This is a genomic window from Parapedobacter soli, assembly GCF_025460835.1.
Taxonomy (GTDB): Bacteria; Bacteroidota; Bacteroidia; order Sphingobacteriales; family Sphingobacteriaceae; genus Parapedobacter; species Parapedobacter soli.
Map to the genome: position 1 here is coordinate 52,851 of NZ_JAMXAY010000012.1, position 13,325 is coordinate 66,175.

The 13,325-nt window shown below is 49.7% G+C and carries 12 protein-coding genes; 2 read left to right on the forward strand and 10 right to left on the reverse strand.

The features are described from left to right. Nucleotide 1: 1 nt before the first annotated feature. Both NGM62_RS07315 and dapF read right to left on the reverse strand, forming a co-directional pair. On the reverse strand, nt 2–397 hold the full coding sequence (locus tag NGM62_RS07315; protein WP_262246852.1) for a hypothetical protein: 396 nt from the start codon (nt 395–397) through the stop codon (nt 2–4). Further along, nucleotides 394–1,182, reverse strand: coding sequence for a diaminopimelate epimerase (dapF, locus tag NGM62_RS07320; protein WP_262246853.1), 789 nt, complete (start codon nt 1,180–1,182; stop codon nt 394–396). The genes NGM62_RS07315 and dapF overlap by 4 nt, the downstream gene beginning before the upstream one ends. Before the next feature lie 279 nt (nt 1,183–1,461). On the opposite strand from dapF, the gene NGM62_RS07325 reads away from it, so the two are divergent. Beyond that, nucleotides 1,462–3,036: a Do family serine endopeptidase gene (locus tag NGM62_RS07325; RefSeq protein WP_262246854.1), complete on the forward strand. Its 1,575-nt coding sequence runs from the start codon at nt 1,462–1,464 to the stop codon at nt 3,034–3,036. Between the two features lie 94 nt (nt 3,037–3,130). Here NGM62_RS07325 and NGM62_RS07330 read toward each other — a convergent pair whose 3' ends face one another. The 6 genes from NGM62_RS07330 to NGM62_RS07355 all read right to left on the reverse strand — a co-directional run bounded on the left by NGM62_RS07330 (nt 3,131) and on the right by NGM62_RS07355 (nt 9,554). Then, on the reverse strand, nt 3,131–3,541 hold the full coding sequence (locus tag NGM62_RS07330) for a BrxA/BrxB family bacilliredoxin (protein WP_262246855.1): 411 nt from the start codon (nt 3,539–3,541) through the stop codon (nt 3,131–3,133). A 238-nt stretch (nt 3,542–3,779) separates the two neighbouring features. Further along, nucleotides 3,780–4,703, reverse strand: a complete 924-nt coding sequence (locus tag NGM62_RS07335) for an endonuclease/exonuclease/phosphatase family protein (RefSeq protein ID WP_262246856.1) — start codon at nt 4,701–4,703, stop codon at nt 3,780–3,782. A 62-nt stretch (nt 4,704–4,765) separates the two neighbouring features. Then, nucleotides 4,766–6,019 (reverse strand): FG-GAP repeat domain-containing protein, encoded by a 1,254-nt coding sequence (locus tag NGM62_RS07340; RefSeq protein ID WP_262246857.1) that lies wholly within the window; start codon nt 6,017–6,019, stop codon nt 4,766–4,768. Between the two features lie 3 nt (nt 6,020–6,022). Next, on the reverse strand, nt 6,023–7,321 hold the full coding sequence (locus NGM62_RS07345) for an FG-GAP repeat domain-containing protein (protein ID WP_262246858.1): 1,299 nt from the start codon (nt 7,319–7,321) through the stop codon (nt 6,023–6,025). A 40-nt stretch (nt 7,322–7,361) separates the two neighbouring features. Next, the gene (locus NGM62_RS07350) at nt 7,362–8,642 is read right to left on the reverse strand and encodes a hypothetical protein (RefSeq protein WP_262246859.1); all 1,281 of its coding nucleotides are present in this window, start codon (nt 8,640–8,642) and stop codon (nt 7,362–7,364) included. 36 nt (nt 8,643–8,678) lie between these two features. Further along, nucleotides 8,679–9,554 carry a hypothetical protein gene (locus NGM62_RS07355; protein ID WP_262246860.1) on the reverse strand — a complete coding sequence of 292 codons (876 nt, stop codon included), beginning with the start codon at nt 9,552–9,554 and terminating at the stop codon, nt 8,679–8,681. Nucleotides 9,555–9,768: 214 nt separating this feature from the next. Here NGM62_RS07355 and NGM62_RS07360 point away from each other — a divergent pair, with 214 nt between their 5' ends. Beyond that, nucleotides 9,769–10,665 carry an AraC family transcriptional regulator gene (locus tag NGM62_RS07360; protein ID WP_262246861.1) on the forward strand — a complete coding sequence of 299 codons (897 nt, stop codon included), beginning with the start codon at nt 9,769–9,771 and terminating at the stop codon, nt 10,663–10,665. Nucleotides 10,666–10,712: 47 nt separating this feature from the next. On the opposite strand, the gene NGM62_RS07365 is transcribed toward NGM62_RS07360, so the two are convergent. Together NGM62_RS07365 and NGM62_RS07370 are read right to left on the reverse strand one after the other, a co-directional pair. Then, complete coding sequence (locus NGM62_RS07365; RefSeq protein WP_262246862.1) at nt 10,713–11,408, reverse strand: DUF3823 domain-containing protein; 696 nt, start codon at nt 11,406–11,408, stop codon at nt 10,713–10,715. A 5-nt stretch (nt 11,409–11,413) separates the two neighbouring features. Continuing rightward, nucleotides 11,414–13,321 carry a RagB/SusD family nutrient uptake outer membrane protein gene (locus NGM62_RS07370; protein WP_262246864.1) on the reverse strand — a complete coding sequence of 636 codons (1,908 nt, stop codon included), beginning with the start codon at nt 13,319–13,321 and terminating at the stop codon, nt 11,414–11,416. Nucleotides 13,322–13,325 lie beyond the last annotated feature (4 nt).

Consider the following 13,325-nt stretch of genomic DNA (forward strand, 5'->3'; position numbering starts at 1 on the left):
TTTACATCTGATTTTGGTCGCGCAAGTTACGCAACAAACAGGTAACTTCAAAGGCCGTAAACAAGAAATACAATGAAAAAAAATTAAGTGCCGTAATCACTTTATTATCAGGATATTTAATTATCACTGCAGCTACCACCGCCAAACACGCCAATAGCTTGACAAAAAGGCCCACCATCAAGCTCAGGATGGACCCTTCGCCCCCCTTTTTGATCCCCAAATCGCTGACCACATAGGCCAGCAAAGTGGTTATGGATACGACCGCAAAAAGCAACCAAAAGTGGGGGCTTAAAATCAAAACGCCCTCGAACAGGTGCGGCAATACTACCGCTACCGCCACTATGGCCGATGAAAGTCCGGCGAAATACAGGATAAAACGGGCCAGGGTCATCGTCATCGTGTTATTTCACCTTTAAAGACGAATGCAGCCGGGCCTTCCAGGAATATATCCGTAAAACGGTCGCCCTCTTTAACAAAGCTTATCCTCAGGTTGCCGCCCGCCACCCGTATCGGTACCGTCATCGAGCCATCCCTGCCTTCGTGCTTGGCCATCGCCAGAGCCACTGCTGTGGCCCCGGTACCGCAAGCCAACGTCTCATCTTCGACACCGCGTTCGTAAGTACGCACATAATATCCCGCTCCATCCGCTTCAACAAAGTTGACATTGATACCCTTTTCCTTATAGCGCGTACCATTACGTATGCTGCGCCCCTCGGCAACCACCGGAAAAGACGAAAGCCCGTCTACCAATGCCACATAATGCGGCGAGCCGGTATCCAGCACGTAGGCTTCACCATCGCGGCCGATCCGGCCCACATCGATCATCTGCAAGCTCACGCTACGCCCACCGGCGTCGATTGTCGCATAATGGCGCCCATCGGCTGCCAAAAAGTCAGCACTTTTATCAATCAGGCCCCTATCTTTAGCAAAAGCGACGATACAGCGCCCGCCGTTGCCACACATGCTCCCCTCGCGGCCGTCCGCATTGAAATACACCATTTCAAAGTCATAGCCATCAGCGTGCTGCAACAGCATCAAGCCATCTGCCCCGATGCCGAACCGCCGATCGCACAGGCGGCGCACTAAATCTTCATCTTCGCTGTTAAACAACGGTTTACGGTTGTCAATGATAATAAAATCATTACCTGCCCCTTGATACTTATAGAACGTAAATGTAGACATCTATTACCATTAGCGCTGGCAAAGATACTGATATCCATCCAATAATCCATCATGACGCCGCATCGCGCCGCGGGTAATCGGCTTTAACATTATTTAACAGAAAAACCCGGCTTTCCACTTGCTTTAGCCACCCGAATGGTATTACATTTGAACATCTTTTTGAAAGATCGGAATTTTTCGACTTATAACGACTGGAATCATCATTGAAACCTGCACGAACAATGGCTTGCGACAAGCGATTAAATGGTGGTTCCTTCTGGTAAATTAAAAAAACAGGATATGAGAAAACTAGGATTAACATTATTGACCGCACTGGTAGGAGGCTTAATTGCCGTGGGCGGTTATAAGCTGTTTGAAAGCAAACAGGAGAGCAGAATGTCGTTCGAAGAGCGGCAACAGTTACATTACGCCAGCAACCCGATGCCGAATGTGGTATCTTCCACCGGCAATCCAGACTTTACGCAGGCCGCTGCCATGGTGGCACCGGCCGTAGTCCACATTACCACCACCTACCCGGGCCGGTCTGGTTCCAGGGGCTCCGGTGCGCCCTTTGATTTATTCGAAGAATTTTTCGGCATACCCCGCCAGCAGCGGCAGCAACCGCGGTCGCAACCCCCTGCCCAAGCCACGGGATCGGGTGTCATCATTTCACAAGACGGCTACATCGTAACGAACAACCACGTTGTGGAAGGCGCCAATAAAATAGAGGTCCAGCTCACGGACAAAAGGGTTGTCGAAGCCAAAGTGATAGGCCGCGACCCGAACACCGACCTTGCCCTGGTCAAAATCAACGAGAGCGGTCTTCCTTTCGTGAGGTTCGGCGATTCGGATAAAGTGCGCATCGGCGAATGGGTACTGGCCGTAGGTTATCCCCTTGGGTTGGAATCTACGGTAACGGCAGGGATTGTCAGCGCTACCGGCCGCTCTACGGGCATCATTGCCCGTGAGCTTCAACAGCGGCAGTACCAAGAGCGCGGCGGATACCCGCAATCAGACGATGAGCCCATCTTGAACACGGCTGTCGAATCATTCATCCAGACGGATGCGGTGATCAACAAGGGCAATAGCGGCGGGCCATTGGTCAATGCCGATGGCGAACTGATCGGTATCAACTCCAATATCATGACCCCCACGGGCACGTATGCCGGCTACGGCTTTGCCGTACCGGTCAATCTGGTCAAGAAAATATCAGATGATTTCATCAAATTCGGCCGGGTTAAACGCGGCTTGATCGGCATCACATTCCGCGAATTGGGCCCTGCCGCCGCAAAAGAACTGGAAATCGATGATGTGAACGGCTTATACATTATGGATGTTGTAGCCAAGGGGGCAGCAGAAGAAGCTGGTCTCAAGAAGGGGGATATCATCACGAAGCTGGATGGACGCACCGTCACTTCGTCTTCGGATTTGCAGGAACGCATCTATCGGTTGCGCCCCGGCGACAAGGTTAAACTCACCTACAAACGCGATGGTAAAGAACGCGATGTGACGGTGACACTGAAAGAAGACACCAGCTCATCAGAACGCGATAGGGACTCAGACAGCAGTGCAAAACGGAGCGCCACAGAAATCTACAATAAATTAGGCGCTGGCTTTGTGCCTGCAGACGATGCGAAAAAGAAGGAACTCGGTATCTCATCGGGCGTAGTGGTTACCCAAGTACACCGCGACGGGTTATTTGATTACTTCAATGTGCAGCGCGGCTTGGTGATTACCCAGATAAACGGGCAGTCGGTTAACAGTGCCGACGACGTAGAATCCGCACTCGCCAATTCTGAGCGCGGCATCATCCACATCGTAGGTGTGCCGCAACGCGGTAGCCGGGTGGAACTCAGAATACCGATTGATTACTAAACAACAACATTGATAAACAAAAAAAGGTGTTCCGGTTTCCCGGAGCACCTTTTTTGTTAACTAACTGTCGTGTAAATTACGTTAAGCCCACTGCTTAACAATATTCGTCAAAAGCAGCTACTAAGTTATCAGCAATCATCTGTGCAGGGCGTCCTTCGATCTGATGGCGCTCAATCATATGCACCAGCTTGCCGTCTTTAAACAACGCCATAGCGGGCGACGAGGGCGGATAAGGTAACATATAAGAACGCGCCCGATCTACGGCGTCTTTTTCCATCCCGGCAAACACCGTTACCACCTTATCAGGGTGTTTCTCATTTTTTATAGCCGTTACGGCAGCGGGGCGTGCATTAGAAGCCGCACAACCACATACCGAGTTAACCACTACGAATACAGTACCTTCCTGTTTGATGGCTGTATCTACCTCTTCGGGTGTTTTCAATTCTTCAAAACCTACACGGGTAAGTTCATCGCGCATCGGCGCTACCAAGTATTCTGGATACATTGTTCAGTCCTTTCTGTTAGTTTACTCAAATTCCCAGCAAAGATAACGCAATATAGCTGCCATAACAAACCGCTGTTTCACTGAAATGTCAGAATTCATGTATCACCGGCAATATGCAAATGGATAACATGTATTTTTTCAAACCCGATCCCGATTTTGTTCTTATTTTCTTACATCCTAACAAACCGAGAAGCGATCGTGAATGCTGCAATGATGTGCGCCATTGGCAGCGAGAAGCTCAGTTGCCCAAAGCAAACGTTGCAATAACGGGATAATGGTCCGAAAATGCGTCAGCCACCCCGGTGTTGACAATCGTTGCATCCGTACATTGCGTTGCGAGCGACGGACTGACGAGGATAAAATCCAGCCGCTCGCGGATGGGGATAAGTGATTCCCGTGTACGGACGGGGTTGAAATGCAACGGGGACGGAAAACTAAACCGATCGCTGCCATCCACGAACCGCTCGCACACATCGATTAAAGGAAAAGCCAAGAAAGTGGCCATTACGCTGTAATCAAGCTGGCCGTAGCTGAGCGTTTGACGGGTTTTTGGCTTCCGTTCTGCGTCTAACTGATTATACCACTTCATAAGCTCTGGATACTGCTTATCCAAGTGCGCGTCAAACGGCGAATGTGCATTAAAATCGCCTAAGACCACGTACTTTTCGTTAGACAACGATAGGTTTTTGCGCATGTACCGGGTAATCCTGGCAGATTCGCGAAGCCGCGTAGCGAAATCAGACGGGCATAAGTGGACCACGAAAAAGTCCGTACCATGGGTAGTCACATGCAGCATGCCGTGCCAAAGCCCTTCAATCATTTTCTTCTTGACGGTAATCGGCTTGTTGGAGGTCAGTCCAACAGGGAAGCCGTCCGCCTTCAATATAACCGCATAGTCATGCCCCCATGTGGCGGCGAGCTCCTGAAGTGTCTTGTCGGTAAAGCCGCAAAGCTCCTGCAGGGCGACCACATCGGGCTGCTGCGAAGCAACCCACGCCCCTAGTGCTTGGGCACGTGCCTTATCCCTACCGTAATCAAAGCCGTTATAAACGTTGTAGCTCATTACTTTTAACGGCTGAGCCGACCGTGCCCCGGGTTGTGCTCCTGCCGCATGCGCAACCAGCATTAAGAACATGAGCCCCCTTATAATTCGATGTTTCATAATTCTGACGTACATAATAAAACCCACCTGTCTTCCATTTGCCGAATGCCCGTATCTGAGCATCATTGCGTATCGTCGGCTTTATCAAGACCGTCGTTTCGCCAGACATGCAAATACGGATACTTGTCCCATCCAATACTGATGATGTCCAACGTGCCGTTTCCATCAAGATCGGCCACACGTGCGCCGAGGTGCCCCTCTTTGCCCGTATCCACCAGGTTTTCGGTGAAATTGCCCGTGCCGTCGTTTCTCCAAATTTGAAGTTTTAGGGCTTTCCCCTTATGCTCAGCCACGATGATATCCATATGGCCGTCGTTGTCCATGTCCGCCACATCCATATTATTCATCGAGTACTGGGTCACGACGGTGTGCCGCTCCCAACCTCCATTGGTGAGGTCAACAGACTGTTCAAACCAAAAGAGGTTCGCATCGGGCTCCCGTCCGGGATACCGTTCTTCCGATACCACGACGTCGGCTTTGCCGTCGCCGTTCATGTCTGCCACAGCAATCCGGTCTGCGTCAAACAAGGTTTGTCCGATCGGGAAAGATTCCCAGTTCCCCTGGCCATTTCCCGGATTCTTCCACCAAAAAATTTCCATACCACTCCCCTCGTCTTCTCCCTGCCGCCGCCCGGCCGCGATATCCAGCAGCCCATCGCCGTCGATATCGCCGACACCGAACCCTTCGTCTGATGCGTCGGGCGCGGCGTGGGTCATCGGCCAATACCCTTCGTGCCGGCTGATATCATCCGGGATCTCAAAATAATAAATACCCTCGCCGGTCGCGAGCATAACCTCTTTGCTCCCCCCGGGTATGATCTGGGCATTGGCATATCCCTGTCCATTCACATGGCCGGTGGCGGGCACTTCACCGATCTGTACACCTTGCCAGGCACTTCCCTGTTCATCCAGGGCCTTGAACCAATATACGGCCGGAAGGGCTGTTGCAATGATGCCGCCATATTGATGCCCCTTCACATCGACAAACAACATCCCGTCCACATTCATCCCCAGGTCTATCCGATGCCAGTGTTCCGTCATATCGCCGCCCGGATTTTGGTAAAAATAGCGGCCGGCGACGATATCCTTGAAACCATCGCCCGTTACGTCCGCCATATCAAGCCCGAAATAGCGCAACCATTCGGGCTGTGCCCAGTCGCCCCACTTCGCACGTTGATCATCTACCTGGATGTAATGCCATTGATTAAGTGAAACAATAGGTTGTGAATCACGATTGCCGGTCGCGGTACCGCACCGATATGCGCTGGCCGTCACGACCAACAGCACCATCCAAGTTGTAATGTTTAATTTTCTCATGAATTAATTACTTGTTTTTATCCCTTTGTTTATCCAAATATCCACCCGGGGTGCCTTCCAGTTATAAGGTTTCCCCAAAATATCGGGCAAACCATCCCCATTAAGGTCGACCATAACGCCCTCATGCAAGCCAAAACCCGAATGGATACGCATTTCCGCGAAGTTACCCTGTCCATCGCCAAACAATACCCGGGTCTTTGGGTCTGGGTTTTTACCCAATTGCATTTCCGCGAGGAAGACATCCAGGTGCCCGTCGCCGTTCAAATCGAGGACGGTAATGGAGTGGCCATCCATCACGTTTTCAATCAATATTTTACTCTTCCAGACGCCACGCTGCCATTCGTACAGCACCAACGGCGCCGTGCCATCCCCAGCAATCAGCAACACTTCCGGCCGGCCACCTTCAATAAAATCACCTACGGCAGTCCGCGTAAACGCATATCCGGCGTCAATGATGTTTGGGCGGAACGTGGTCCCCTCGATGTGTTTGAACCACCGGCCGCCGCCCACGATATCCGGCTGACCATCACCATCGATATCGATCGTGGCCAAGCCCTCGTGTTCGTTTGTTTTGCGCCAGCCCGGATAGGAGCCTCGCTGTTCCATTTCGCTGTCAGCACTCCATTGGTAAATGGGTACGCAGTTCCAGGGTTGAGTTTGCTTGGGGTCGTCAGGAATCTTCGCTAAGAATAAGGTCGTGCCCCCCTGGTTCCAAAAAACCAATTCGGTTTTCCCGTCGCCGTCAACATCCTCAAAAAGCTGGTCGTGATGTTTCGGCGCCCCACCGTCTTTAATCAAGCGGCGTACCCAAGGTTTGTCCGGGTCATAATTCGGATACGGATTTTCCCACCACCAGAGCTGGTTGCTCTGGCTGTCGCCCCCGAACACGATGTCCAGATCGCCGTCGCCATCGATATCATAAAACGCCGATCCCGCCTCGATGGGCAAACGCTCTTGGTCGACAACGTAACGGTCCCATCCGGTCGCCGTTCTCCGGTACCACACCACCGCCGGCGCCTCCGAGCGCTCGGCAATGATAAAATCATTGATGCCGTCCTGGTCGACGTCCATCACCAACGTTGCGGTCTGTTGGTTACCCGCATTCGGCGTGGGAAAATCACCATGCGCAGTAGAAACGTGCTCCCAAGTATATTCAAGATTCGATTTCGCTAACTGGGTTTTTGACGTATCCCGTACATGGATTCCTGTTAAATCGCCTTGAGAAGGTGCGGCATGGGTTAGCGTAGGGGTGATGCATGCAACATATAGCCCTAGGGCCGCTTTTGTGATGTTTGATAACATAATGGTACTATTAAAACGTCGTATAATCGGGTTGTTCGGTTTATTTCGTGCTTTTTATTACTAATTCAGGTCCGGGCAACAAGACCTCAATGCCATGATGCTCCGTATCCGAAAGCAACTCAATCGTATTCTCCCCCGCCCGAATCCATGCGGGGTCCAATTCGAAAATACGATATATCACATCATGTGCACTTTTACCGCTGGCCAACTGCAGCGGAACGCCATTGAATTTAAAATGATCTTTTACCCCCCCTTCGCCGCCGTCCCATATCAGGATGTGTAATTCGGCTTTATCAATCTTACCCGGAACCACATCCGCCACGATGGTGCACGTATTCAGTTTATTCGCCCGCGACCAAAAGGGAACGGGCAGGTCGTGCGACCGAAACCTATCGATGCGGGTATCGGTGCGCACTGGTATTTTCAGACCGGTCGTCTCTGGGGTGAGGTAACTGATGCGATCCCGGTCTTTGAAGTGGACCTCAGCCTTCACCTTAACGCCATGCTGCGGTTTGAGCATTGCCGTGTTCCACACCACGTTGAACGGTGCCGTGTCGCTGCGGCCCAGGTGATGTTGCGGCACCTTGCGTTTAGTATATCCATGCCAGTCCGTCTCCAATCCATTTCCATTCTCGTCAAAGCCTTCGTAATAGCCATAATACTCCACGTAGTCGATTTCTGCGTCATGCATTTCCGACAGGGCGAGCTGCAATTCAATAGCATCGGCCGATTGGACCGTGGCGACCACACTCGCTTCAAAGCCCTGCAGTCCGGCCGCAACCAAATCGGTATGCTCCCCTTTCAACGTGAGCACCAAGCACGCGTTGTCCATCAGGAAATGGCCCCAAAAGGAAAACCCCGCCTGACACGAAAACTGAAATACATTGTATCCGTTGACCAGATCCGTTATCTCCACCGGAATCAGTGGATAATGATACGTGCAGTGTCCTTTCGCGGTGCCCACCTCCGGAATCGCGTAGGTACTTCGTCCATTAACGGTCATGGCTTTAGCGGCAGTTCCGGGATGCCCTCCCCACAGCTCCAAATATAGGGCGGCACTCTCGATTTGGTCCAGCTCCTCTTCTGCCAATACTTGAATCATTCCATTGCCACGCGCTTCGACTCGTTTACCATACAGGGGATGCAACATGATATCCGGGGAGCTTACCCGGATGGATTGGTTGAAGTTCGGATTGCCATGTTCGAGGCCCTGTTGATACCAGTACCGTTTGATGAACTGGCCCGGAGTAGTCTCTTGGGCATGAAGTGTTGTGCTCAGCAGTGCAATAAGTGCAATCGCAGCAAAAGATATTCTTTTCATGGTTGTGTCGAAATAATCGTTAATTATCGTGTTTGTTTAATGCAAATTCGATTTATGCCTGTGCATTTGCTCGATGCAAGCTGCCGCCCACTCATGGTCTTCTTGGGTTATAATTTTACGTTCAAGAAAGCCAAACCTGAACGTGACATTTTCCGCAGTCATCAGCGACTGGGCACCCGTACCCCTACCAAAACCAAAAACAACCATCCCGTCTTCCGCATCTTTACCTGCACCGCTATTCCCCATGTAAGAAAAAATGTCGTTCAAGTGATCGTGTTCTTGCTGGGCCACAAAAAAGACCCGGTTTGTTTCTTGGTCGCCGAAGTAAGCCCACTGCCAAGTATCCGCAATGCTTTCACCATGGTTCAATGAAGGCACTTCATATCGCGGTCCGCCAAGATCAGTTCCCCAATATTTGAGGTAAGGGTTAAAACTACCGGCAACCGGCCCCTCGTACAAAAACCAATAGCTATGGTTTGGATCCGTCCGTTCCATGGTGAGTTCGACATGGTCATCATGAAACCTCCATAACCAAACCCACTTTCCGCTTTTGCTTTTCGTACGAATGGCGTTGCTATCGATCTGCTCGCTTATACATTGGTCAAACCCGGGGTGCCCTGCGCCGCCGTCATCAGAGCGGAAAACAAAATTCGGGAGACCGCGAAAACCTCCCGAGGCACCATCAGGCACCTTGGCGTGAGGGCTACCATTGTAATGCACCCAATCTATCCCATCGCAATCGATTATGCTCGATAATCCACCCCCGGCTTTATCCAAGTAATAAATCGCCGACTCGGTCGATACCACAAAATGCGACCTATCATTATAGATTTCTTCTTCGATGGTAAGCGGATTGCCCGACAACAAATTTATAACCATGCAAAACGCCAAGCTACCGAGGGATGTTTCCATAAATGCCAATAATTTAATCCAATTAATTTAAAAGCAATACATTTTGCCAGCTGATGCACTATTAATCAAGGGCATCAAGCTTATTACTTTAGACAAAGATAGGATACCTGAAGACGGCCGACTAACATTATTTTGGTATTAATATGAATTATATTGAATCGATTTCCTATATTGGTGCTTTTTATTAGTTATTATTGTTCAAACTAATCGACTTATGAACCCTATTTTAGAAAAGGTCACTGTCAGCTCCAACAGCTCCTTTGCACTTAAAGAAGAAATTCTTCCACACATCAAGATTGGATGGCATTTCCATCCCGAATACGAGCTGACGCTTTTTACAGAAAGTGTTGGGAAGCGATTTGTCGGCGACCACACCGATAGTTTCGGGCCGGGCGATTTATTACTGATCGGACCTCACTTGCCACATTACATGCGTAACGATGAAATCTATTACCGAAACGACTCTGATTTACGGATCAGGGCTATAGTGGTTCATTTTACCGAGGACTTTATCGGCGGTCAATTCTTTGATATTCCCGAGATGGGTATGGTAAAAAAATTATTGAACAATTCGCTTCGGGGAATCCATATTTATGGAGAAACCCAACAGGTGGTAGCGAAGAAAATGGAAGAACTATTGACCGTAGAAGGTTATGAGCGTCTTATCTGCCTGCTGGACATTCTTCAGCTGATCGCCCACTCCAGTGAGCAACGTATGTTATCGTCAATAGGGTATGAAAATTCATTCTCACTTAACGATGCGGATCGGATCAACAGTGTATTCGAATACGTGTTGCAGCACTTTACTGAAGACATAAGCTTAGCTGAAGTGGCGGCCCACGTACATATGAACGCCTCTGCTTTTTGTAAATTTTTTAAAAGTCGGACCGGCAAGACATTCACCTATATTCTCAATGAAATAAGGATTGGGCATGCTTGCAGGCTATTTATTGAACAAGACATCTCCGTATCAGAGGTCTGTTATGCATGCGGTTATAATAGTCTATCGTATTTTAACCGAAAGTTCAAGCTGATTACGAAATATTCGCCGATGGACTATCGCCGACGTTTTTATCACGAACCAAATGCCGCAGCACTCACCCTTGGCTAGGTGCCTGCTGCGGCATTTGGTTTTGTGGCCAGGAAACCGTCGATGGCTTACAACGCCAACCTTACCGCTTTCGCATAGTTCAGCTTGGCCTCTGGAGCATCATACAGCGCCCCTACCCTAAAAAAGTAGGGATGCCCGGGCGCTAATGTGGGGTGCGATGGCAAGTCGATTTCAAGTGAGAAAGTCGCATCCGGATCCGTTGGCTCATTCAGAACCTTTTCAACAGCTACTTTCCGTAAGGGCTCTCCGACAGCAGCTTCGGGATGTGCGTATAACCCAATTTTCCTTACATTATTAGGCCCCGTTTGTTCTAAATTGAACGTAGCGATCACCTTATCTCCCGCTTTCGCGATGGATACATTCTTCACACGGATGTAAGGCTGTACCTGAAAATCAATTTGCGTATCCCCTTTCACCTGGATTTCCTTTTTGTCGATTGGAAAGAAATTCCCTCTAACGGGCCGCACCGTATACGTACCTGCAAAAACCAGGTTGTTTCTGAACGTACCATCGTTTTTGACCACGAGATACTGGGTTGCTGGGTCGTCAAAACCCAGCTCAATATACTCGATTTGTGTGCCGTTAATGATATCTTGCTCTAGAAGCTCGCCGCTTTCAGCATCGACAATAGACCCAAACAATACGGCGTTCGGCATGTCATAATTATCCAACTCACAAGACATGAAGGTAACCACGCTTACCATCATCCATATCGTGTTTAATTTTATTACTTTCTTAGTCATAACTTTTAATATTGAGGATTTTGAACCAATCCGTTTGCGCCAATGCCCGGTATGGAAACGTAATAGTGCCTTGGATTGAATGTACGCGTAATTGTCCTAGACACCGTTCTACGCACAAAGATATAAGTTGCAGGAGAAGTACGTAAGTCAAGAAGGGGCACCAATGCTCTTCTAGGAGTGTTATTTAGTAGCGTGTGGAATTCGCGTCTACGGATCAAGTCCCAAAACCGCTTGTTTTCAAATGCCAGCTCAACCCTTCGCTCACGAATCACACTTTCAATGGTCAGGGGAATGTCTACGGTGTGGCCTGCGCGCCGCCGGAGCGCGTTGATGGCCTGTTCGGCAGTTAATTGGGCATTGTTAGCCGCGAAGCCGCTTTCTGCAACGGCCTCTGCATAATTCAACAGGATTTCTGCATAGCGAAATTCCATCCAGTCGGTAATAGACTGCCTATCCGCAGGGGTTATGGGCTGCGAGGATAACATCTTTTTGTAGCTGAACCCCGATCGCGTCATTTGTATATTCGCTGGGTTAAAACCAGAATACTGTGTCCAATCGGGCGCACCATAACTGTAGTAAGTCGTGCCGTCCACCGTAATTGCATTGTCGATTTCGATTTGAGCCTCTCCGTCCGGCTGAACATATCCCCCTTGAATAATGATGGTTTCACCTTTCCATTCTGTGCCCGGTAGGACCACCGTGCCCCATAAGCGCGCGTCCTTGTCTTTAAATATATCATATGGGTTTTCGAACCGCAGATATGATCGGTCTTTGCGATAGCCATTATAGTCATTCACATTACCGTCTTCCGTCGTGACAATGGGCGCACTATGACCTGGGTTAGTATAACTCTCATACAAATCGACGAACTCGAGTGATGGGTTCAGTCGTCCCGGGTACCCCCACCCGTTTGCCGTTTGGTTTGGGTTATACCAGACATCGTAATTGTGTCCATCGACCCCGGTCCTCGCAAAACCCTTGATAAATATGGGTTCGTTGCCGGCAGCATTGGGATATTCAAATAAAACACGATAGTTTTCTGCCGCTTCCTGCGGATTAGTCGGGTTCGGTTTGAACAGCCCAAACTTGCCTGACTCCATAATGGCGGCCGAAGCATCGATACAAGCTTCATAATACCTGTTAGCCTCACCGGCCGGTATGCCCACTAACCCTTGGTCAACGGCAGGCCCCGAGAGTGGTGATCTCGCCCAATGCTTTGCAATAGACGCCGCGTGGAGGGCGGCCCTCGATTTTAACGCGTATGCAGCCCACTTCGTAGCCCTTCGTTCGCCGCCCAGCCAGGTATCGGGGAGGTTCGCGATCGCGAGGTCGCATTCGCTTAACACGAAATCCCAAGTTTCCTGCTCTGTGCTTCTCGGAACTTTAAGCTTTTCCACATCGCCATCATATACCTGCGTTTCACGGATAAGCGGGACTCCGCCATATCGCTTGGCCAAGCCGTAATATGTGAAAGCCCGAATAAAAGCACCTTCTCCTAACATGCTTTTCTCTTCGGACTCCGTGAGACCAAGCGTGGGAATAATATCAATAAGCAGATTAACATCCCTTATTAGTTTATATCCCGGGTCCCACCAACTATTGCCTCCATTATTAAGCATCACATCCCATTGCGAGTGAACGGCTTCATCGGTCAAGAAAGCCATGGTCAACACCGAAGGGGCCATCCATTCGACATAAGACCAACCCCTGTCATAAAATTTAAAATCTTCTATGGGAAGTTGCCCATATAAGTTTGCCATGTAGACCTTTACGCCCATTGGGTTTGCGAAAAGCGTGTTCCCGTCAAGCTTATCTGTAGGCATTCTGTCCAAGAAATTCTTGCTGCAACCTTCCGATAGGAAAAGCAACATTATTAATCCAATAGTGGTACGGATTGTCTTATTTTTCATCATTTAC